At 67.5% G+C, this 22420-nt stretch carries 17 protein-coding genes and 4 pseudogenes; 8 read left to right on the top strand and 13 right to left on the bottom strand.

From position 1 onward, the window contains the following. Positions 1-5 precede the first annotated feature (5 nt). The 9 genes from ACQR3U_RS19495 to ACQR3U_RS19455 all read right to left on the bottom strand — a co-directional run bounded on the left by ACQR3U_RS19495 (position 6) and on the right by ACQR3U_RS19455 (position 9329). On the bottom strand, positions 6-1040 hold the full coding sequence (locus tag ACQR3U_RS19495; protein WP_024102335.1) for an NADP-dependent oxidoreductase: 1035 nt from the start codon (positions 1038-1040) through the stop codon (positions 6-8). Between the two features lie 87 nt (positions 1041-1127). Then, complete coding sequence (locus ACQR3U_RS19490) at positions 1128-1292, bottom strand: hypothetical protein (protein ID WP_169823814.1); 165 nt, start codon at positions 1290-1292, stop codon at positions 1128-1130. 165 nt (positions 1293-1457) lie between these two features. Beyond that, positions 1458-3944 (bottom strand): glycosyl hydrolase 2 galactose-binding domain-containing protein, encoded by a 2487-nt coding sequence (locus tag ACQR3U_RS19485; protein ID WP_269065947.1) that lies wholly within the window; start codon positions 3942-3944, stop codon positions 1458-1460. A 15-nt stretch (positions 3945-3959) separates the two neighbouring features. Further along, positions 3960-4919, bottom strand: a complete 960-nt coding sequence (locus ACQR3U_RS19480) for a DUF1839 family protein (protein ID WP_230811220.1) — start codon at positions 4917-4919, stop codon at positions 3960-3962. Beyond that, positions 4916-5872 (bottom strand): amino acid--[acyl-carrier-protein] ligase, encoded by a 957-nt coding sequence (locus tag ACQR3U_RS19475; protein WP_230811221.1) that lies wholly within the window; start codon positions 5870-5872, stop codon positions 4916-4918. The genes ACQR3U_RS19480 and ACQR3U_RS19475 overlap by 4 nt, the downstream gene beginning before the upstream one ends. After that, positions 5869-7056, bottom strand: coding sequence for an acyl-CoA dehydrogenase family protein (locus ACQR3U_RS19470; protein WP_064852568.1), 1188 nt, complete (start codon positions 7054-7056; stop codon positions 5869-5871). Before ACQR3U_RS19470 ends, ACQR3U_RS19475 begins: the two co-directional genes overlap by 4 nt. Beyond that, positions 7053-7295 (bottom strand): acyl carrier protein, encoded by a 243-nt coding sequence (locus ACQR3U_RS19465; RefSeq protein WP_024102340.1) that lies wholly within the window; start codon positions 7293-7295, stop codon positions 7053-7055. Before ACQR3U_RS19465 ends, ACQR3U_RS19470 begins: the two co-directional genes overlap by 4 nt. Further along, positions 7292-7720 (bottom strand): holo-ACP synthase, encoded by a 429-nt coding sequence (gene acpS, locus ACQR3U_RS19460; protein ID WP_033097557.1) that lies wholly within the window; start codon positions 7718-7720, stop codon positions 7292-7294. The genes ACQR3U_RS19465 and acpS overlap by 4 nt, the downstream gene beginning before the upstream one ends. A 235-nt stretch (positions 7721-7955) precedes the next feature. Further along, positions 7956-9329 (bottom strand): NAD(P)/FAD-dependent oxidoreductase, encoded by a 1374-nt coding sequence (locus ACQR3U_RS19455; RefSeq protein WP_006553176.1) that lies wholly within the window; start codon positions 9327-9329, stop codon positions 7956-7958. A gap of 153 nt (positions 9330-9482) precedes the next feature. Here ACQR3U_RS19455 and ACQR3U_RS19450 point away from each other — a divergent pair, with 153 nt between their 5' ends. After that, the gene (locus tag ACQR3U_RS19450) at positions 9483-10379 is read left to right on the top strand and encodes a LysR family transcriptional regulator (RefSeq protein WP_006553175.1); all 897 of its coding nucleotides are present in this window, start codon (positions 9483-9485) and stop codon (positions 10377-10379) included. A 95-nt stretch (positions 10380-10474) separates the two neighbouring features. Here ACQR3U_RS19450 and ACQR3U_RS19445 read toward each other — a convergent pair whose 3' ends face one another. Beyond that, a complete protein-coding gene (locus ACQR3U_RS19445; RefSeq protein ID WP_024102343.1) occupies positions 10475-11062 on the bottom strand; it encodes a PadR family transcriptional regulator in 588 nt (195 codons plus the stop codon). A gap of 129 nt (positions 11063-11191) precedes the next feature. Between ACQR3U_RS19445 and ACQR3U_RS19440 the strand changes: the two genes are divergently transcribed. Genes ACQR3U_RS19440 through ACQR3U_RS19430 form a run of 3 tightly spaced genes read left to right on the top strand, consistent with a single transcriptional unit; the run spans position 11192 to position 14675 of the window. Continuing rightward, positions 11192-12307 (top strand): aromatic ring-hydroxylating oxygenase subunit alpha, encoded by a 1116-nt coding sequence (locus tag ACQR3U_RS19440; RefSeq protein ID WP_230811222.1) that lies wholly within the window; start codon positions 11192-11194, stop codon positions 12305-12307. Between the two features lies 1 nt (position 12308). Continuing rightward, positions 12309-13289, top strand: coding sequence for a PDR/VanB family oxidoreductase (locus ACQR3U_RS19435; RefSeq protein ID WP_024102345.1), 981 nt, complete (start codon positions 12309-12311; stop codon positions 13287-13289). Positions 13290-13322: 33 nt separating this feature from the next. Then, positions 13323-14675, top strand: coding sequence for an MFS transporter (locus ACQR3U_RS19430; protein WP_039584239.1), 1353 nt, complete (start codon positions 13323-13325; stop codon positions 14673-14675). A gap of 41 nt (positions 14676-14716) precedes the next feature. On the opposite strand, the pseudogene ACQR3U_RS19425 reads toward ACQR3U_RS19430, so the two are convergent. Continuing rightward, positions 14717-15961, bottom strand: a pseudogene (locus tag ACQR3U_RS19425) (MFS transporter); the annotation flags it as partial. After that, the gene (locus ACQR3U_RS19420; RefSeq protein ID WP_230811223.1) at positions 15958-17637 is read right to left on the bottom strand and encodes an ABC-F family ATP-binding cassette domain-containing protein; all 1680 of its coding nucleotides are present in this window, start codon (positions 17635-17637) and stop codon (positions 15958-15960) included. The pseudogene ACQR3U_RS19425 and the gene ACQR3U_RS19420, both read right to left, overlap by 4 nt. 419 nt (positions 17638-18056) lie before the next feature. Between ACQR3U_RS19420 and ACQR3U_RS19415 the strand changes: the two are divergent. From ACQR3U_RS19415 to ACQR3U_RS19405, 3 genes and pseudogenes are all read left to right on the top strand, one after another. Then, positions 18057-19040: pseudogene (locus ACQR3U_RS19415) on the top strand (TnsA-like heteromeric transposase endonuclease subunit); the annotation flags it as partial. Between the two features lie 427 nt (positions 19041-19467). Next, positions 19468-19887: pseudogene (locus ACQR3U_RS19410) on the top strand (TniQ family protein); the annotation flags it as partial. Positions 19888-19926: 39 nt separating this feature from the next. Then, positions 19927-20265, top strand: a complete 339-nt coding sequence (locus tag ACQR3U_RS19405) for a hypothetical protein (protein WP_064870063.1) — start codon at positions 19927-19929, stop codon at positions 20263-20265. 184 nt (positions 20266-20449) lie between these two features. Here the strand turns inward: ACQR3U_RS19405 and ACQR3U_RS19400 are convergent, their stop codons facing one another. Next, positions 20450-21466 carry a S1C family serine protease gene (locus tag ACQR3U_RS19400; protein WP_019288211.1) on the bottom strand — a complete coding sequence of 339 codons (1017 nt, stop codon included), beginning with the start codon at positions 21464-21466 and terminating at the stop codon, positions 20450-20452. 858 nt (positions 21467-22324) lie between these two features. On the opposite strand from ACQR3U_RS19400, the pseudogene ACQR3U_RS19395 reads away from it, so the two are divergent. Then, a pseudogene (locus ACQR3U_RS19395) lies at positions 22325-22420 on the top strand (general stress protein); the annotation flags it as partial.

The raw sequence follows: 22420 nt of genomic DNA, 5'->3' as shown, positions 1-22420 counted from the left end.
GCCCGTTACTCCGGCGCGACCCGCACGAGCATCTTCCCGAAGTTCTTTCCTTCGAGCATGCCGATGAACGCCTCCGGGGCGTTCTCGAGTCCGTCGACGATGTCCTCGCGATACTGGAGCTTTCCGTCGCGGACCCATGCCGAGGCTTCACGCAGGAAGTCGCCGTACATCTCCTTCACGAACTCGCTCTGGATGAAGCCGCGGATCGTGAGGCTCTTGGTGAGGATCGAGTTGAACAGTCCCGGAAGACGGTCCTTGCGGTTGAGGTCAGCACCGTTGTACTGCGCGACCAGACCGCACACCGGGATTCGCGCATAGGTGTTGAGCAGCGGCCACACCGCTTCCTGGACGGGGCCGCCGACGTTCTCGAAGTACACGTCGATACCGTCGGGCACCGCCTCCGCCAGCTTGTCGGCGAAGTTCGGGTCGCGGTGGTCGATCGCCGCGTCGAAACCGAACTCGTCGATCAGTGCGCGGCACTTCTCCGGGCCGCCGGCGATACCGACCGCGCGGGCGCCCTTCAGCTTCGCGATCTGCCCCACCGCCGATCCCACGGGCCCGGTGGCGGCAGCGACGACGACGGTCTCACCCTTCTTCGGCTGCCCGATCTTCAGGAGCCCGGAATAGGCTGTGAAGCCGGGCATTCCGAGGACTCCCACAGCGGTGGAGATCGGTGCGGCCTGCGGATCGAGCTTACGAACGGTGGAGCCGTCGAGGACGGCATGCGACTGCCAGCCGGCTCCGGCCAGCACGTAGTCGCCCGGCTCGAGGCCGTCGTACCGCGATTCGACGACCTGGCCCACCGTTCCGGCGACCATCACGTCCCCGAGTTCGACGTGCGCGGCATACGACTTCGCTGTGCTCATCCGACCGCGCATGTACGGGTCGAGGGACAGGTAGACGACGCGCAGGAGGATCTGGCCGTCGCCGACCTCGGGCAGATCCACCGTCTCGAGACGGAAGTTGTCGGCGGTGGGCGCCCCCTCCGGGCGCGATGCGAGAACGATGCGGGTGCTCTGACTCGTCGTGGCTTCACTCATGCCGACAGTGTGCCGCACGCGCTGGCGTCCTAAACGCCGCGCGGGAGCACCCCGGCAGGCACGATGCCGCGCCTGAGGTGGTCCCGATCAGGCGCTGTGCTGCACCTCGCCGCGCGGCACCTGGTAGTTCGAGAACAGCTGCGAGTGGATGACCTCGGTGAAGGACGGTCCGTCCTGCTCGACCCGGACAGGACGGCGAGTGGACGAAGCGGTGCGCGAAGCACCCATCTGTGACGTGGAGCGGATCGCCATGTCGATCTCCTCTCGGAAGGCGGGGAGAGGTGGCCACCGGCACCGTGCAGAAGGTGCAAATCGGGTGAGCGACCCCTTGGGAAATACATATACCCCGTCGATGCCCGATATGCACCTGTCGATTTCGGCGCGCCGCACACCGCCCCCGCCTGCAGCCCCAGGGGGTTACCCGTCGACCTCGTTGCCCTCGGAGGTCGGAAGCACCCGGATCGGCACACTCGTGGCCGAGTTCGATGCCCCCACCCAGCCGCTCAACGTCGCGGCCGGAACGCAGGCCCGCACGGCGATCGTGCGAGTACCTCCGGGCGGCAGGTGGAACCAGGAATCCTGCAGGTCACCGCCGGTGATGTCGAGATGCACGTACTGTGCCGCACCCTCGGTCCGCACCTCCACACTCCACCCGTCCGGGACGGGTCGAGCGGTCGCCGCGAGACCGATCCCGCGCTCGACGGGACGTGCCGGACCACCCACGAGATACACCGACTCCGCCAACACTGCACCGGTGTGGTCGACCAGTCGGGCGGTCGCCGTGTCGAAAGTGCGCGGCCCGAATCGATACGCAAAATTGACATCGGTGAAACCGCCCGTCACCGCGGCCCACGAGAACACCCGGGTCTCGTGCGGTTCGAGACGCAGCGGCACCGACACGTCCACCGGTACCGCACCGGAGGGCGTATGGGCCTGCAACTGCAGCGTGACGTCGAGGATCTCGGCGGTGTCGTTGATCGCGTCCACGCGCAGGCCGTCGAGCCCGTCGTCGGTGAGGAGCACGGTGACGGGGGCGAACACCCGTGCCAGGACCCACCACGGCGCCTTCGGGTTCCCGTCGGCGTCGAGCACGCCCCACCCGGCACCCGGCTGCAGGTCGCGGGCGGAGAGGATCAGGGCACCGCGACATCCTGATCCGGATCGTCGCCAGTACTGCAGTACCTCGGTGAACGCTTCGCAGATCGCTGCCCGTCCGAGCGCGAGATATCGCGTGGGATCCACCCACCGCACCTCGGCGGGGTCGACCCCGAAGATCGTGCGCACATAGTGGTCTCGCACGTCCTCGAAGTCCCACGACGCCCCGTTGTCGCGCGGCACAGCCGCCTTCCATCGTGGATGGTGACCCGCGACATTCACACTGCCGAGCTCGGCCTCGATCGCCATGTCGGAAGGCGGAATCGAGAACGCGAGGCATTCAGCGGCGAAGCGCACGCCGGCGGCACGCACGTCGCCGAGGGGACGGCGGTAACCCCCGACACCGAAGTAGTGCGCCACACCCGAACCCACTGCGATCGGCAGTACGTCGCTGCGCGGGGGCGCGGATGGTGACGACGACACCCACACCGTGCCCGGTAGCTCACGGTCGACGATTGCGGGCAACCAGTCGTCGATCGCCGGGATGGATGCCTCCATCAGTCCGAGCATGGCAGGTTGCTGCTCGGTCTCGCTGCCCCCACACATCACCACAGGTGCCGGGTTCCCGCCCCATCGGCGCGCCAGCGCACGGATCTCGTCCTCGAGCAGCGAGCGGAAGTGCGGATCGTCGGGCGGGTCGGTGGTGGCGAGCATGACGTCCTGCCACACCATGATGCCCAGTTCCGCACACGCCGAGTAGAACTCGTCGTCCTCGTAGACCATCGTGCCGGGGATGCGGATCGTGTCCACGCCCGCCGATACGCAGCGTTCGAGGATGCGCCGGGTTGCGCTCGGGTCGTTCAGCGAGATCGGATCGGTCGGTGTCCACACCAGGCCGCGGCAGAAGACGTCGACGTCGTTGATCCGTAAGCCGAACCCGTCGCCCGGTGAGCGCTCGACCGACCGGAATCCGATGTTCCCCAGCGTCATTCGTTGCCCACCCAGAATCAGATGTGCGGCGTACAGGTGGGGGGCGCCGTAGGTGTGCGGCCACCACCGTTCCACCTCGGGGAGCGTCACCTGCATGTGCACGCGTGCTGTCCCGTCCGGCCCGTATTCGGGTCGGACGTGCGCCGTCGCCCCTCCGATCTCCACAGTCACCTCGGGGACGGCGGTGCCGGCCAGCACGAGATCGGCGTCGACGATCCCGTCGGATCCCCGCAGAGCTGTCCGTATCCCACGTTCCAGCACAACGGGCTCACCGGAATCGACGAGACGCACGGGACGCCACGGACCGACCGGCGCCGGAGCCCCCGCGTACACCGAGGCTCGCCCGAGCATGGTGGTGCGGAACCACCGCAATCCTTGGGCCGACACGAGCGACGAACGCCACCGTCCGCGTGGCCGACGCTTGCGGAGAGCAGCGTCGAGCGAGGCGCACCGGACCGCGATCCGCATCGTCGACGGCAGGTAGCCGAGGACGACGGTCAGCGGCACGAACATCGATTCCGACGTCGCGACGAGTGTGCCGTCGACCCACACGTCCGCGAGTGTCGCGAGCCCGTCGAAGGTCAGACGCCACGGTCCGTCGCCGGACACCTCGACGTCGGTGACGAACCACCAGTCGTCGCTGTCGGGAGACGACACCCTGGCCGCCGCGACTCCCTCGGATTCCCGGATCGCGCCTGCCGCCGTCCCGGGTATACGGACCGGCAGCCAAGGACCGTCCGCCGGAAAGTCACCGGGGTGCTCGACTGCCCCGGGAGCGACACGGAGACAACGCCATCGCGCATCGTGCAGGAGATCCATGTGCGTCGAATCCTGTCACCGCACCCCGGCGGCGCGGACGACGGTCGCCATGGCGTCCTCCCAGGCAGCGGCCATCGCTATCAGCTGGTCGCCGGGGTCGACATTGCGGCCGCGTGCCGCACGCGCCATCCGGAACTGCACGCTCTTCGCGCCCTCGGCGACCGCGCGGAATCCGTCGGCTGCGGCAGCCGCACCGGGATATCCGCGACCGTCCATGTAGACGCTGACGTCCGCGGCAAGTTCGGCGGTGGCACCGCACTGACGGAGCACCCCGAACGTCCACGGATGGAAGACGTCCATCCCTCCGGTGCGAATCGGGTCGATGTCGGCGAGCACCCGCTCGCCGAGCGCGCGCACCGGATTCGAGCCGGCGCGCATGCGCAGGTGCCGGAGCACCACGGTGTCGAAGGCGTCGCACTGCGGTTGTGCCGCGTCGAGGCGCACCTGTTCGAGATAGGGAGGCCAGGTGGGTACCGGCTCGTCGAGGCCGAAGACTCCGCGGAAGTCCTCACCGGTGAGAACGTGATAGCCGCTGTTGTGGAAGTACTCGAGCGTCCCGCTGTCGCGATCGATGAGATTGGGCACGATCGTCGTCTTCGAACGACTCTCCCGGTAACCGGTTCCCTCGGTGTCGGGCAACCAGAAGGCGTCCACCTCGATCGTCGACAGCAGTCCGGCGGCGGCATTGTCCTCGAGGTGATCCACGGGGCGGCGCCAGACGTTCATCTCCGCGACGTCGATCCCGTACAGCGCCAACAGATCCTCGGGGCGGAACTTGAGGAAGGTCCATTGGGCGCCGTCGAACCGGGCCGAGAACGCGCACGCGGCAGCGGGGACCGGATCGTGGCCGAGCGAATGCAGCACCTCTACCCACAGGTCGACGTAGCAGTTGGTCTCGGTCCAGATCCGGTCGGCAGCGTGCACGAAGTGCGGCGAGTACCCGTCGACGCGGACGTCGATGAGCCGATCGCTCACGGGAACAGCCTGTCGCGTACCGGTGCGGGCCAGCGGTCGACGTCGAGTCCGTGGGTCTGCAACAGCGCCAGGGCGATCCGCTCCATTCCGAATCCGACGCACGCGCTGTGCGCGACTTCGCCGTCGGCAGTGCGGATCTCGAAGGTCTCGCCGAAGTGCTCGCGGTGGCAATTGCACGAGACCACGGCGGTGCCGTCGTCGAGGTCGCCGTAGAGCCGGACCGTCAGCTCGGTCTTGAGGTTCTCGATGCGCTGGTTGACGGCCAGCATGCGCCCGGCCCGCCCGAAGAACGGGTCGTTGGCAGGTACAGCGGTCGCGTCGAGGCCCAGCGAGTCGAGCACCTCGAGTCCTCGCTCCACCCAGGAATCACGATGCTGCGCAGCGTCGTTCTCGGTACCGATACGCACGAACTCGTGCATCCGGAAGGCCTGCATGCGAGCGGGGTCGACGGCCGGCTCGTGCCGGAAGCAGTAACCGAGAACGTCGAGCAGTTCACCGCCCTCACGCAGCGTACCGGTGTACCGCGAGTAGGCGGGATGGCATGCGGCGGAGACGAGCACGGTGTCGGCGGGTTCGAGCCACGGATCCCACGCCTCGCCCTTCGACCGCGCGGCGAGCAGTTCGGCGTGCTCGGCGTTGCTGCCCGTAAAGGTGTTCACCGCTCCGGTCAGGTGCGGGAAGGAGGCGATGTAGTCGGTGCGCTCGAAACTCGTCCGCGGGAAGACCGGCGGGAAGCGCAGGCGCGTCGCGGCCCGGCCCGGACCTGCCGCGACCACCACGCGGTCGATGCCGTCGACGATGTCCTCGAAGACACCCGACCGACCGTAGAGGCCGGGAACACCGGTCTCCACGAGCAGTTCGGCCTCGAGCAACTGCTGCTGGAAGTCGAGGCGGGCACGCTCGAGCTCGGACAGCTCGTCGGTTGCGGTGCTGGCAATGGCTGTACTTGTCACAGCGTCCCCCGGTAGGCGATCGACAATTGGGCCGAGTTGTTCATGATGCGGTCGTTGTTGACCATCACGGCGGCACCGTGCGCGTCGCGCAGGTGGCGGCCGAGTGAGTACTGCGAATCCTCGCGGTATCCGGCGATCCCGCAGATGAGCATCGCGCGGTTCACCAGATCCACGACGAGCGTGGACGCAGTGACCTTGAGGTTGTTCATGGCGAGCGAGAAACCCATGCCCGACATCGATTCCTCCTGCGCCGACGCGGCGGCGTCGAACCGGGCGGCGGACGCGGCGACGAGATCGGAGAACTGCTGGTGCACGGCGGCCGCTTCGGCGAGTCGCAGCGCACCGGGCGGGGTGACCCCCGGGCTGCGGCGGGCCGCCGAACGCACGAACGAGCGGGCCTTCTCCAGCGCCGCGTCGGCGATTCCGAGCCACACCGCCGACCACACACTGTGTGAGACGGGAAGCATGGTGCGCGAGGAGATCTCGGCGTAGGCCGTGCCGACCACGAGATCGGCGGACGTCGTGGCGGTGAGGACGAATCCGGGGCTGCACGTACCGCGCAGCCCGAGGGTGTCCCAGCTGCCGGTGGGTTCGAGGGTCACGTCGTCGCGTCGGCACACGACGAGCACCTGGTCGCTGGGCGGGCTGTCGGCGGTGCGACGCGCGGTCACCAGGATCGCGTCGGCGTACTCGCCGTACGAGATGACCGGCGCGTTCTTCGTCAGCGTGACGGTGTCGCCGTCGCGGGCCACGGCGCAGACGCTGCTGCGCACGTCGCCACCGGTGCCGAGTTCGGTGGTCGCCGAAGCGATCAGGTAATCGTTCGCCACCGCTTCGGCGACGAAGGTGGCCAGACCGGGAGTGGAGTGATGCACCAGCGACAGGATCTGCGTCTGGTGCATCGCGAAGATCATCGCGGTGGAGGCGCAGTACCGGCCGAGGATTCGGGCGACGGCGCACAGCTCACCGAGGGATGCTCCCTCCCCACCCTGATCGACGGGGACGGCGCAGTTCAGCAGCTTGTGGGTGCGCAGCGCGTCGACTGCCTCGTGCGGGAACCGTCCCTCACGATCCACCGCGGCGGCCGCGGGGCCGGCGCTCTCGCGTCCGACGAGTTCGGCACGGGCGAGCAGCGACAGCCCGGCCTTCTCCGCGACGGTGAGGGGCGCGGACGTCGACGTCACGCGACGCCCAGTTCCGTCAACGCCGACCTGATGGCGCCGACGCTCGCGAAGGTGCTCTTGCGCAGCAGTTCGTCGGGGAATTCCACGTCGAAGGCGTCTTCGAGGGCGAGCATCACGTTCACGCTGGCGTGCGATGTCAGGCCGAGCTCGTAGAGGTCGGCGGCGGGGTCGAGCGCCGTGCTGTCGACCGACAGCTTCGCGTGCTCACCGAGGACCTTGCGGATCACCTGCTCCGTCATGGGTGTTCTCCAGTTTCTGCTTCGTCGACGCGGGTCGCCACGACCGTCGCGATGGCGTATTCGGACTCGTGGGAGATCGAGACCTGTATGTCGGTCACCTGTTCATCTCGCGCCAGGGCGGCCGCGTTACCGGCCAGTACGACAGCGCATCCGCCCCAGTCCGCGCGGCGGATTTCGATGGCCTGCCAGGGAACCGCGTGCTCGCGCGGACGCAGGACCTTCATGACGGCTTCTTTCGCGGCGAAGCGCGCCGCGAGGCGTTGGGCGCGCCCCGGTCCGGTGCATACGTCCAGCTCGTGCGGGGTGAACACACGCTGCAGGTAGCGGTCGCCGAACCGGTCGATGCTCGACGCGATGTCTCGGACGGTGACGACATCGCAGCCGACACGTGTCGTCGCGACGCGGGGGCCGCTGCCATCGTTCATGGTCACTCCTCGGGATGCGCTGCACACGGTAGCCGCAGGTCGGCCGATGTACACCAGCCGAACGTCTCTGGCTTGCAGGACATCCCGGAAATCACCCCGACTTTCACCCGCCGGGCGCGTCGGTTCACGCGGTGAACCGGGGCTCGCCACCGCAACACGCGGCGTCGATCCCGGTTCGGCGCGTCAATGACGAAAGGCCCCGACCGGGTGGTCGGAGCCTTTCGGGGATCTGAAGTTATGCGGACGTCCGCACGGGTTCCTTGTCGCTCTCCGGCTCGTCCTTCGCTGCCGGCTCCTCCTTCTCCGCAGCGGGCACCGGGACGGCGTCCTGCGCATAGTAGAAGTGGGGGCGGCGGTGTCCGAGGAAGGAACCGCACCACGACATGACGGCGATGTAGCGGTTGCGGAAGCCAACCAGGTAGACGAGGTGGACGGCGAGCCACAGCACCCACGCGATGAAGCCGGTGAGCTCGATCTTCCCGACCCGCGTGATGGCGCGGAACCGGTTGATGATCGCCATGCTTCCCTTGTCCTTGTACTGGAACGGGGTGCCCATCGCGACCTTGCCGGTGATCATCTTCGCGACGTGGCGGCCACCCTGCATGGCGAACGGCGACTGCGCCGGCAGGTTGTCGAGGGTGACCATGTCGCCGATGGCGAAGATGTTGTCGCTGCGGCCGACGGTGAAGTCGGGGTCGACGAGCAGGCGTCCGCCGCGGACCGTCTCGCAGCCGGTGCGCTCGGCGAGTACGTCGGCGAAGTCGTTGGCCTGGATGCCTGCCGACCAGATGATGGTCTCCGCGGTGAGGCGGCGGGTCTCCTCGGTCGTGGGCGTGGTGAGCGTGGCACCGTGCTCGTCGATGTCGGTGACCATCGTGCCGAGGACGACGTCGACACCGCTCTTCTCGAGCGACTCCTTGGAGTACTCGCTGAGCTTGCCACCGAACGGGGGCAGAACCTTGTCTGCGCCCTCGACGAGCGTGACGGTGACGTCGTCGGCGCGGATGTTGCCGATGTTCTCGGCGAAGTAGCGCTGCGCGAGCTCCTTGATCTGTCCCGCGAGCTCGACGCCCGTCGGGCCGGCGCCTACGACGATGAAGCTGAGCAGGTTCTTCCGACGCTCGGCATCGGTGGTGACGTGTGCTTCCTCGAAGCAGCGCACGATCTGGCGACGCAGCTTCTCGGCGTCCTCGACGGTCTTCAGCGCGTACGTCAGGTCGGCGAACTCGTCGCGTCCGAAGTACGCCTGGCGGGCGCCGGTCGCGGCGACGAGGTACTTGTAGCCGAGACGCAGGCGCTGACCGCCGGCCTCGTAGACAACCGTGTTCTCCTCGGGGAGCACATCGACGACGCGGCCCAGGCGGACGTCGGCGTTGGGGTATTCGGCCAGGATCGCGCGCACGGACGGGGCGATCTCGCCGGGCGAAAGGACGCCGGTGGCGACCTGGTAGAGCAAAGGCTGGAAAAGATGCTCGGTGGTCTCCGAGATCAGAACGAAGGGCGTGCCGGCCTTGGCGAGCTTCTTGGCGGTGGCCAATGCTCCGAAGCCGGAACCCACGATGACGACGTCCGTCCGATCGACCAGGGTCGCTGTGTCCGCATCGTCCATGCTGTCGTAAACCTCCACGTACTTGTCATCTCCGTTGATGTATGACTACCAAGGTAGGGACGAAGTACCCTCACTATCCACTAACCTGGGATATTCGAAAAACTGCTATCTGTTTCGCTCATAAATGAGGATGGCACGTTCCCGGGAGGAGCCATGGATTTCCGTCAGTTGCGCTACTTCTTCGCCGTCGGCGAGGAGGGCAGCTTCTCCCGTGCTGCCCAGCGCTGCTTCATCTCGCAGTCGGCGATCAGCCATCAGATCGCGAAGCTCGAGCACGAACTGGGCACCACCCTGTTCGACCGCACCACCCGTTCGGTCAAGCTCACCTCGGCCGGCCGACGCCTGATGCCGATCGCCGCCGAGGTGCTCAGCCTCGAGGCGAAGGCCCTGGAAGTGGGCCACGAACCGCGGGAGAGCATCCGCATCACGGCGAACATGAGCTTCGCGGCGCAGAGCCTCGACGCCATCTCCAGCGTCCGCGAACGTCACCCCAAGATCGACGTGGAGTTCGTCATCAAGGACTTCACCGACCGCGTCAACGCCGTCGCGTCCGGGGATGCCGATCTCGCGCTCATCCGCGGCGACGTCGACCGCCCGGGGCTCGAGGCGATCCGTCTCGGCATCGAAGAACTCGTCATCGTCACGTCCAGCGAGCACCCGCTGTCGGCGTTCTCCACCGTCGACCTCGGCGACCTCGCCCACTACCCGCTGCTGCTGCCGCCGCGCGGCAGCCAGGTGCTGTTGCACCGCGTGGTCGAGGACGCCTTCGTCGAGGTCGGTCGTCGCGTGCGCCTCGGACCTCCGATCGCGAGCGACCACACCGCGACTCTCGAGGTGCTCACCAACCCGAGGGCGTGGACCGTGCTCTACGCCGGCACCGCGGCCGACACACCCCGCAAGGGGCTGAAGTTCATGCGCGAGATCCACCACCGGCTGCAGGTTCCGGTGTGCGGGGTGGTGCGGAGCAACGCGACGCCCAATCCCGAACTCGAGTTCCTCATGCGGGCGCTCGCCCATTCGATCGTGCCGCCGACGGACAGCACGCCGTGATCCGATCGCACACGTCGGAGCGCGAAACGGTCATCGGTGCGTGCAATTCCGCGCTCCGCTGACCAGTTCGCGCGTCGCTGCGGTCCCGGGGCGCCTCAGTTGCGCGGCGACAGCTTGTCGAGGAGTTCGAGGCCCTGACGTGCCCACGCGATCTCGGCCTCGCCCCGGCCGATGAGACCGTCGTACGCGAACGCCTTGAACGCGATGATCCGCTCGTGGTCCTCGGCCGGATACTTCTGCACGCGTCGCGCGATGGTCGCGTTGCTGAGGTCGAGGATCGCATCGCGCACCGTGGTCCACTGGGCGATCTGTTCGGTGTAGTGATCGATGTGCCGTTCCAGGCACTCGCGAGCGCTGTCCGGGTCGGTCCATTCGAAGTAGGCCGCGCGCATGTGGGCGGCGTCGCGCACCGGGGCGTAGTCCAGCGGGGTGGACATCCATTCGCGGAAGGCCCGGACGCCCTCCCCGGTGATCGAGTACCGGGTCTTGGTGCTGTTGGGACCCCAGCGCACCTGTTCGCCCTCGACGAGGCCCTCGCGCTCCATCCGGCGTAGTTCGGGGTAGATCTGCGAGTCGGGCGCATGCCAGACGTGCCCGACCGACCCGCCGAACCGTTTCGCCGCGTCGTAGCCGGTCAGAGGCTCGGCGGTGAGCAACGCGAGCAGCGCGTATCGCAGGCTCATGGACCACCACCTTTCCTCGGGCGAGTATTCCACCCTTGCGAATAACTATCTCGATAGATAGTGTGTGCTCCAGCTCACCGACTATCTATGTAGATAGTTATTTCACCCTCAGTGTTCGGAGGATCCGACATGACCGATCTCGGCCCCACCGGGGCGACCGCGAAGAACATGGCCTACCCGCTCGACGCCTGGTACGTCGTCGCCTGGGATCACGAGGTGGGTCGCCGCGAGATCCTCGCCCGCACCATCGCCGGCAAGCCGATGGCCCTCTACCGCACCGAGGAGGGCCGTCCCGTCGCCCTCGCCGACGCCTGCTGGCACCGCCTCGCGCCGCTGTCGATGGGCAAGCTCATCGGTAGCGAGGGCATCCAGTGCCCCTACCACGGTCTTCAGTACAACTCCGCAGGTCGCTGCACACACATGCCCGCCCAGCAGACGATCAACCCGTCCGCGATGGTGGCGTCCTATCCCGTCGTCGAGCGGCACCGCTTCGTGTGGGTCTGGCCGGGCGACCCGACGCAGGCCGATCCCGATCTCATCCCGGACATGTTCCAGATGGACTCCCCCGACTGGGCGGGCGACGGACGCACGATCGACGTGCAGGCCAACTACCAGCTCGTCCTCGACAACCTCATGGACCTCACCCACGAGGAGTTCGTGCACTCGTCGTCCATCGGCCAGGACGAGCTGAGCGAGTCCGACTTCGTCGTCACCCACGACGACCGCACCGTCACGGTCACCCGCTGGATGCACGACATCGACGCACCACCGTTCTGGCTCAAGAACATGCGCGACAAGTTCCCCGGCTTCGAGGGCAAGGTCGACCGCTGGCAGATCATCGAGTTCCAGGCACCGTCCACGATCCGCATCGACGTCGGTGTGGCCAAGGCCGGCACCGGTGCTCCCGAGGTCGACCGCAGCCAGGGCGTCAACGGCTTCGTCATGAACACCATCTCCCCCGTCGACGAGAGCACCGCCCTCTACTTCTGGGCGTTCATGCGCAACTACCGCCTCGACAGCCAGCTCATCACCACGCAGCTGCGCGACGGCGTGCACGGCGTGTTCGGTGAGGACGAGGCGATGCTCACCGCGCAGCAGAAGGCCATCGAGGCGAACCCGGATCACGAGTTCTACAACCTCAACATCGACGCCGGCGGCATGTGGGTGCGACGCCTGATCCAGCGCATGGTCGAAGCGGAGCGGAACCTCAACTCGGCCACCGCCGTTCCCGAGGGAGCCCACTGACATGAGCAACAACCAGATCCGTTGGCAGCGGGCCCGAGTCGTGAGTGTCGAGCGGGCCGCCGATTCGATCGCCGAGATCACCCTCGCCGCCGACACCGCCCACCGCGTCGAACCAGGCGCCCACATCGACGTGCGTCTCCCCTCTGGCGACACGCGTTCGTACTCCCTCGCGGCGGGTGGTCCGGACGGTCGCCTCACACTCGGCGTCCACCGCTCCCCCACCTCGCGCGGCGGCTCCGAGTACATGCACTCGCTGTGTCCCGGCGACGAACTCGAGATCACCGAGCCGCTCCAGAACTTCCCGCTGCGGGTCGGCGCACCGCGCTACGTCCTGCTCGCCGGCGGCATCGGCATCACCGCCGTCCGCGCGATGGGAGCCGTGCTCCGCCGCCTCGGTGCCGACTACCGCTTCGTGTACGTCGGTCGCAGCCGTTCCGCGATGGCCTTCCTGCCCGAACTCGAAGCCCTCCACAGCGACCGTCTCGACGTCCACATCGACGACGAGGGAACAGGATTGGACGTCGCCGCGCTCGTCGACGGCGTCGATCACACCACCGAGCTGTACATGTGCGGTCCGATCCGCCTGATGGACGCCGTGCGGCGCCGGTGGCACGACCGCGACCTGCCGATGCCGAACCTCCGCTACGAGACCTTCGGCAACAGTGGATGGTTCGACGCCGAGGAGTTCACGGTCACCGTGCCCGAACTCGACGTCACCACCACCGTCGGTTCCGACGAATCGATGCTCGACGCCCTCCGGCGTGCAGGCGTCGACATGATGTTCGACTGCCGCAAGGGCGAATGCGGCCTGTGCGAGGTCTCCGTCGCCTCGCTCGACGGTCGCGTCGACCACCGCGATGTCTTCTTCAGCGAGGAGCAGAAGCGCTCCTCGCGTCGGATGTGCGCCTGCGTGTCACGCGTGGTGCGCGATTCGGCATCGCCCCGATCGACGACGGGTGTCGTCACGCTCGACCTTCCCTGACAACCGCGCATTTTCACACCACGAGGAAACACGATGGATCTTCGCGCACGCATCGACGCCTCGCCGATGCATCCCTACCAATGGATGGTCGTCGCCCTGTGCGTCGTGCTGAACATCCTCGACGGATTCGACGTCATGGCCCTGGCGTTCACCGCCAAGAGCATCGGCAGCGACTTCGGCCTCGGCGGATCGGAACTCGGCGTGCTGCTCAGCGCGGGTCTGATCGGCATGGCCGTCGGCGCTCTCGCTCTCGCCCCGATGGCCGACCGGATCGGCCGACGGCCCCTGATCCTGATGTCGGTCGCACTCGCCACCGCCGGCATGGGCCTGTCCGCGAGCGCCGGATCGGCGTGGGAACTCGGCATCTGGCGGGTCATCACCGGACTCGGTATCGGTGGCGTCCTCGCCTGCACCACCGTCATCGCGAGCGAATACTCGTCGGCCCGCTGGCGTGGTCTGGCCATCAGCATCTACACCGCCGGATACGGTGTAGGTGCCACGATCGGCGGCATGGCCGCCGTCGGTCTGCAAAGCGGATACGGTTGGCGTGCAGTCTTCGTCACCGGCGCCGTCCTCACCGGCCTGGCACTCGCCCTCCTCGTCGTCCTGCTGCCCGAATCCCTGGACTTCCTCACCAGCCGGGGACGCGCAGGCGATCTCGACCGGATCAACACCATCGCGCGACGCATCGGCCAGAGCCCCGTCCCGGCGCTCGCCCGTTCCGCCGACAAGGCGGCACCGCGGGCAGGACGGATCTCGGACCTGTTCTCCGGAAGCAACACCCGCTCGACGGTGCTGCTCTGGGCGGCCTTCTTCGCCACCATGTTCGGTTTCTACTTCGTCAACTCGTGGACGCCGTCGCTGCTGGAGACCGCCGGTCTCACGAAGGACCAGAGCGCCACGGCGGGCATGATGCTCACCCTCGGCGGCACCGTCGGTTCGGTGCTCTTCGGAGTGTTCGCCAGCCGCTGGGCCACCCGGTCGGTCCTGCTCACCTTCACCATCGCCGCCGCCGCGACCATGACCGTCTTCATCATGTCGATCTCGACGCTGACGCTGGCGTTCGCACTCGGCATCCTGATCGGCGGACTCATCAACGGGTGCATCGCCGGCCTGTACACCCTCGCGCCGTCCCTCTACGGACCGCAGGTGCGGGCCACCGGCGTCGGTTCCGCCATCGGTATCGGCCGAGCGGGTGCCATCCTCGCACCGACCGCGGCCGGTGTGCTCCTCGATGCGGGATGGACGCCCGAACAGCTCTACTTCGGAGTGGCCGGCGTGGTCGTGCTCGCCGCAGTGGCACTGTTCGCGCTGCGCCCGGCACACTCGGCGGACGCCTCGTCCGAGGCGGTGCCTGCCGCCGTCTCCACCGACTCGGCACGCTGAGCCGGTTCCACCACGATGTCGACGCGCTCGTTGCCGGTGTCCAGGGGGTTCGCGATCTCGTCCGCGAACATCCGCCCGGCGACGAGCGCGATCAGCATCAGCACCAGCGGTGCCACACCAGCCACGGTGAACAGCACCCACCGCGGCACCACCGTGGACAGCGGACCTGTTACCGCGATCGACACCGGCATGAGGGCGAGCGAGACGAAGAAGTCCAGGCTCGCCACCCGGCCGATCATGCCGAGCGGTACGCGCCTCTGCAGCAGGGTCCCCCACAGGACCATGCCCGCCGCGTCGGCGAATCCGATGACGAACGTCGCGATGATCATGACCGTGAACGACGTCGTGAAGGCGAAGACGGCCAACGGCAGAGTTCCCACACCCCAGCACATCAGCATGATGGTCAGGTAGCGACGCGGCAGAGGTCGCGACGACACCGCCAACGAACCCAGGGCTCCACCCACACCGAAGGCCGCGAGGATCGTGCCGAACCGTTGCTCCCCGTTGTCGAACAATTCGCGGGTGATGAACGGCAGCAACACCTCGACCGGCCCCATGACGACGAAGGTCATGACGCACGCGGCGATCAGGGTCCACAACAGCCACGGTGTGGTGATCGTGAAGGAGATGCCTTCCTTCAGATCGGCGAGCACACTCGTCTTCTCCTGCGACTCGGTCTCTTCCATCCGTTCCCGGGGGACGCGCACGCACAACAACAACACGAGCGCACACGCGTGGAAGGCGGCGACGATGAACGCGCCCGTCGCCGGGATGAACGCCCCGACCACCATTCCGGCCACGGCCGGTCCGGCGCCCTGCTGGAGGGTCGGTCGCAGCGCGCCCTCCATCCCGTTCGCGGCGAGAAGTTCCTCCGCGGGCAACACATTCGGCAACAGCGCGGTGTAGGTGGGGAAGAAGAACGCCGTGCCCGCGCCCAGCACCGCCGACGCAACCGCCATGTGCCACAGCGCTATCGCGTCGGAGAGCGCCAGCGCCGTCACGAGAGAAACCGTCACGAGGTTCACCGCCTGCACCGCGACCAGCACGGCCCGTTTCGGCAACCGGTCGGCCGCGATCCCGCCCACGAGCGCGAACGCGAGCAGGCCGGCGCTCAGGCACGCCGCGACCATCGACAGGGCGGTCGGGGTGTCGCGGATGGCGATCACCTGGAAGACCATCACGACCGTCCACATCCCGGCCGCGAACAATTCCGCCGCGACGGCACCGATCAGCAGGCGGTAGTCGCGGTGCCGCAGGGGTGCCAGTGCGCGCACCCGAGCGTTCATGGCTTCGGTCCTTTCCGGGTGCATTCCTTCGGGGCGAGCCCCAGCGCCAGATGCGGCCAGTGGGCGATGTCGCGTCGCATCTGCCGGTCGTGGGTGGCCACGGCGACCGCGGCGTCGGTCGCCCCCAGGGCGTCGGTCAGTTCGTCGACCAACGTGATCGACAGGTGGTTGGTGGGCTCGTCGAGCAGCAGCACGTGCGGTCGCGCGGCGAGAACCATCGCCAGGTCGAGGCGTCGTTGCTGGCCCATCGACAGGTCTCGGACCCGCTTGCCGAGGTCACGTTCGGTGAACAGTCCGAGTTCGTCGAGATCGACGGCTCCCTGGTCGGGGACGAGGCCGGCGACGATCAGTTCGCCGACGTGCGCGTCGTAGACCTGCTGTACCCGCGCCACCGACGGTGCCGGCGACTCCTGGGCGAGCCGGCCGATCCGTACGACGGGATCACTCTCGCGGGTTCCCGCCGTCGGTTCGACCTCGCCGGCCAGGACCGCGAGCAGCGTCGACTTGCCGGCGCCGTTGGGTCCGGTGATGACGAGCCGCGAACCGGCGAGGACGGCCAGATCGACCGGACGGTCGAGTCGGCCGCGCACCATGACGTCCTCGACGCGCACCAAGGGTGTGTCCGGGTCGATCCCGTCGGCCTCCGCGCCGAGCGCAGGCATGGAGAACTGCAGCGGCGGTACCGGTACCGGCACGGCATGGTCGTCCAGCGCTTCCTGACGGCGATGCACCGACTGCACGAGCGCCGGCGCGCGGGTGGCACGCTGGTGCTTGCCGGTGCCCTTCTCCGGCCGCCAGCCGGTGACGAGCCGATCCTGCGCGGACTCGAGGTCCGATTCCAGCCGGGCCCGCTCGGCCTGCTCACGGGCGTATTCGCTCACCCAACGGGCATATTCGGCCTCGCGTCCCGTCCGGAAGCCGGCGTATCCCCCGCCGTACAGGCGTGGACGACCGTCGCGGCTCGGGTTCAGGTCGAGGATCGACGTGGCGACGTCGGTCAACAGGGCGCGGTCGTGGCTGACGAGGACCACGCCGCTGCGGGTCTGCTGCAGGCGTTCGGTGAGATAGTCGAGCCCCGATGCGTCGAGATGGTTGGTCGGCTCGTCGAGCAACAGGAAATCGTGTTCGGCGCCGAGCAGTGCGGCCAGGCGCACGCGGTAGCGCTGCCCGACCGACATCTCCGCCAGCGGTCGCGAGCGGTCGGTGACGGCGCCGAGCGCTTCGAGGGCGGTGTCGACGCGACGGTCGGCGTCCCACGCGTCGAGTTGCTCGGCGATCTCGAGGGCGTCGGCGTACGCGTCGGCGGCGCCCGGACGTTCGTCGGCGAGTGCTGCGGTGCTCTCGTCGAGCGCCCGCAGCGCGGCGCGGACGTGCGCCAGCTCGATGTCGACGAGATCGCCGACGGTGCGCCCCTCGGCGACGGTCATCTCCTGCTCGGCGATACCGAACGAGCCGAACCGACGCACCGTCCCCGAGTCCGGTTCGAGGCGGCCGGCAAGGACGTGCAGCAGCGTGGACTTGCCGCGCCCGTTCTCCCCGACGACGCCCAGCCGGGAGCCCGGCGTGACCGCGAGGTCGACGCCGCGCAGGACGGGATGACCGTCGCGGGCGAGGTGGACGTCGACGGCGCCGAGTTGGGCGCGAGAGCGCCGGGGCATGGTGATGCTGATGGTCATGTGGTTTCCTCCGTGCGGAGGCGCACTCGTCCCCGGATCACGGGTGGGAGGATGCGCTCGCTGACGAACGGCCGGACACTCGGCCGTATTCGGGTACGGCTCGAACCGCGACCTCGGAGGACGTCCCGAGCCGCGGAGGGTGTGTCGTCAGTGGAAGTAGAGCGCCTGGATCATGATCTCCAGGGTACCGAGCGCCCGAGCACCGTCAATCGGATTTCGGTGCTCGGCCACGGCGCACGTCCGCCTCGGCGGCGAACCGTTCCTCGTATGCCGCAGCAAGTTCCTCGAGGGTCGCGGCGCAATCACCCTCGTAGGTGTAGGTTCTCGCGATCGGTGTCAGTTTCTCAATTTCGTGTCAGTTGTCTGTCAGCGGCGTGTTGGTTTCTCATTTTCGTGTCAGCACGAGTGAAGCTATGTAGGTGCCGCGAAGCGGTGAGGTCGAGGTCAGGTACGTGCAGGGCAACGGTGGTCCTGTCGCGACGACGGTCGCCGCCGCGGATCCGCTACGAATAGTGCGCGGTTTGCCGGTTCGACGAGTGCGAAGTCATCCTCGACGGAGGCATTACGCGGGCTGGTTCTGGTCAGCGACCAATCGTGACCACGTGCTCTACGAGAGCCGGTTGGAGCTCGATCGGCTGTGGTTGGCCGACTTCGCTCCGGGGGTAATCCGGATGGCGGCGCAACCGATGTGGATGTGCGGCTCGGACGGGACGAGCACACGTAGGCACGTTCCCGACATGCTTCTCGAACATGCTGATGGTGGGTTCACGGTCGTGGACGTCAAACCGGAAGAGTTCGCCCGCCGCGAGGAGGCGGCGCAGGTATTCGCCTGGACTGGGCGGGTGTACGCCTCGCGGGGTTGGTCGTACGAGGTGTGGACAGGCGCGGACCCGGTGGTGCTGGCGAATATCCGGACCATTGGCGCCGCGCGCAGAACGGGCTCGATAGATACCACGACCGCCGCGTACTCGGTGATCGATCAGGTCCTGGCCTCCGGGCGGCGGGACGGGGACAAGCTGCGCGGGTCGGTGGTGATCGACGCCGAACCCGGTTTGGGGAAGACGACCATCGCCACCCGGTACGCCCGCGACTTCCACCGCCGCGCCTACCGCCGGGAGGGCCCGGTCACCTTAGGTGGGCATCAGCGGTTGCCGGTGGCGTTCGTCCCGCTCAGCGCCGGCATCACGTTGAAGGGTCTGAACCAGCAGATCCTGCAGTTCTACGGCCACCCCGCCATCGACCGGGCGTCGACCTCCAAGCTGGGTGCGTTGGCCGTCGACTGTGTCACCAGCTGCGAAACCCGGTTGGTCGTGCTCGACGACCTGCACTTCGTGGACTTCAAGCATCGCAACGGCATCGAGGTGTCCAACCACCTCAAGGGTCTGGCCAACGAGATGGCGGCGACGTTCGTCTACGTCGGAGTTCAGCTCGCCGAGAAGCGGTTCTTCGATGAAGGGCAGCTCGGGGAACAGGCCGCCTACGCGCAGACCAGCCGCCGTGCCACCCGCTGCCCGGTCGCCCCGTTCGCGGTCGATACCGATCCGGGGCTGCGGAGTTGGATCAGCCTGCTCCGCACGTTGGAGGGGCACATCAAGTTGGCCGACGCCCACGAGGGGATGCTCGTCGAGCAGGCGAAGGTGTTGCACCGGCGCACCCAGGGCCGGATAGCGTCGCTGACCAACCTCATCGACCGCGTCTGCTACCTGGCGATCGCCTCCGGCACCGAGACGATCACCCGAGTTGATCGCCGCGACCACCATCGACAATGCCGGCGAATCCGCCGCCCGCACGGCCTGACCCACACCTTCCACCGCGCCCCCGGCGGCGCGGCTGAGGCCGATTCCCGGCGGTTACGACATCGACCGCTGGCCGATCACCGTCCCGATCCGCCCCGGCGAGGCCATCCCCGGATGGCTGCTGCATTTCGCCTCCCGGTACCAGCTGTCTCCGGCGCAGTTGTTGCGGGAGTTCGGCTTCACTTCCCGGCCCGCCACCGTCGACCGTGTACTGGACCAGGTCGCCGAGTGCTCGCGGGAGATCACCTGGTGCCTCGGCCTCGCGCCGCGGGCCTTGTCGCCGGCATTGTGTGGTTGGCCGGCCGAGGCCTCGCTCGGCCGCTACCTCGCGCACCGCCGCGGGATCCGGCACCACTTCAGCGGGTCCCGGTTTTGTCCACGGTGTCTCGCCGAGCCGGACTGCATCTGGCAGAGGCAATGGGCGCACCCGTTGCTTCCGATCTGCCTGCGGCACCGACTGCGGTTGCAGACCCGGTGTCCCGGTTGCGGGCAGGTGCCATTCTCCGACACCACCTGGCTCGGCAGCCACGGCCCGCCATGGCACTGCCCCCAACGGTGTCCGCGCGAGAGCGCCGATCGGAAGGTGCGTCCGTTCTGCCGGCACGACTTGCGCGACGCCACCGTAATCGAGGCCAACGACGACCTGTGCACGGCCCAGCGGTATCTGACCGCGCTGGCCGAGGCCACCGACATCGACGATCCCACCTCCCGATACGACAGGACGGCCGCGACGACCCGATTCGAGGCCTTCTGCGACCTCGCCGCCGACAAAGTCGGCATCGAGGCCCTCGTCACCCTCGGCGCCCATCAGGAGCGTCAGCAAATCCGATGAGCACAGGACAGTCCACCCAGTTCGTGGCTGACCCGAAGTTGAAGTTGGTATTCCCAATTTTGTGTCCCAAGGACACGCGGACGGTAATGCTGCTCAACGCCTGCGATATCCGCAACGCTGCGGGCCGGACCGCCCGCAACACAGATCCCGCCCGCCCCGTTTTGGTCGTTCTTGGAATAGTCGTTCAGCTGGCGGGGCGGTCTGTCACTGTGACCGAGATCTGCTGGGTCTCGCCACCGCGGAGCACGGTCAAATCGACTCGATCGCCCGGGTCGAGGGCACGGAGCGCCGCGATGAAGTCCTCCGCCGACTCGATGTCGTGGCCGTTGACCGCGGTGATGACATCGCCCGGCCGGATACCCGCCGTCGCAGCCGGACCGAGCGGGACGACCTCGAGGACGACGGCACCGCTGGTGCGGTCGACTGCCAGTTGTTCGGCGATCTGCGGGCTCAGCGTGCCGGGCTGAATGCCGACGTACGCATGCTGGGCAGTTCCCGAGGCCAGCAGTTGGTCTGCGACGTCGACGACATTCGCCGCGGGGATGGCGAAGCCCAGAGCCACCGCACCCGCCGACGGGGGAATGTAGGCCTGGCTCATCCCCACGACCCGCCCTTGTCCGTCGATCAGGGCACCCCCGGAGTTACCCGGCGAGATCGCGGCGTCGGTCTGGATCAGGTCGACCAGCGGCGCCCCGGTGGAAGCCGACCCGGGGATCTGACGGTGCAATCCTGAGATGATGCCCGAGGTGACCGTGGCCTCGAACCCCAGCGGACTGCCCACGACTACGGCGAGCGCGCCGACCTCTGGCAACGCTGTCTCGAACGTCGCCGCAGTCAGATCCGTGCGGTCCGCTTGAAGGACCGCGACGTCGGTCACACGATCGACGGCCCGCACGTTCGCGGACACCTGTTGCCCGTCCGCGAAGGCCACACTCACCTGCCGGGCACCCTCGACCACGTGGGCGTTGGTGACGACGGTGCCGTCGGTCTTGTAGACGATGCCGCTGCCCACACCGGACCCGGTAAGCACGGTGACAACCGAGGCCTCCACCTGCCGGACCAGTGCCGGCAGGTCTACGGCAGGTCCCGCTGAGGGCGTCGAGGTGGTGGGAGCCGAGGCGCCGCATCCCGCGAGGAGGAGGACCACGATCGCGACCAGCGGCACCCAGATCGAGGAACGTACGGTCGACGGTACGCGCATCAGCCACCACCTCCGTGAGGAATCGGTCTCCTACTTGCACCTGCCGCGAGCGGGCACACCCGATCAACATACCCCCGGCGGCGCCCGAGACCGGTCACCGAACCGCTTCGATGCACCCAGGCAACCGGCATCGACGAACGGCAGCGCGCATGCTCCACCACTGAGAGCCAAGATGCTTCGTATCTTGTTGCGCTGCCAACTTTTCATACAATTCTAATCTGGAGCGTCTCCGATTCGGTTGCCGACCAGTGGAATCCGGTGGGCATGGCTCCAGTGGATGGATAAACCGACCGTTCGGAAAATGGATTTCTCCCGCCGGTTTCTCTCGGCGCCAGGAACTTGTCGTTCCGCCATCGAGCACCTGCTCCTGTACGTGAGCATGAAGGAACGGCTATTGCCAGCGTGTCAGCGACTGTACTGTCATTGCGGAATTCGCTTCCCGCTTTCGACTTGTGCGGGCCTTGCCACTCACCGCGTCGGCTGCGAAGATGACTGCATCGGGAGTTCTACTCGTGGACGCACCGCAGTAGTGGCCGGTACCCGGAGTTGCGTGTACCGGTCGCCTCGAGCGGGTTCCGGCGGACATCTATGCCCAGGGCAGGTATGGACGCCATTGCGCCTTTATTGTCGACGCCCGATAGGCGAATTTGCGTCGACCCCCGACAAGGGTTAGCGTCATTTCAGTGATTGCAAGCCAGGACTGTCGATAGGCGAATTGTGTTGACAGCCCGAAGGCGGATGAAGAACTCGCATTGCGGTTAGGCCGTTCGTGAGCCCAACCGGTTGACCGACAGCCGGGCCGTACCGGGTACGCACAGGCTCGGCGAAACCCCACACCATCGACGCCGAGGGGGCGTGATGTCAGAGTCCAGTGGCGGAACCTCCGCCGTAAGTCCACACCCACCTGCTCGCCAGGTGATTGCGACATTCGACACCTATGCCGACGCCGAGAGC

This window comes from Rhodococcus sp. IEGM1339, from assembly GCF_050321925.1.
GTDB lineage: Bacteria > Actinomycetota > Actinomycetes > Mycobacteriales > Mycobacteriaceae > Rhodococcus > Rhodococcus pyridinivorans.
Note: the sequence above shows the minus strand (reverse complement) of the source record. Positions and strands in the feature narration are given on the sequence as shown.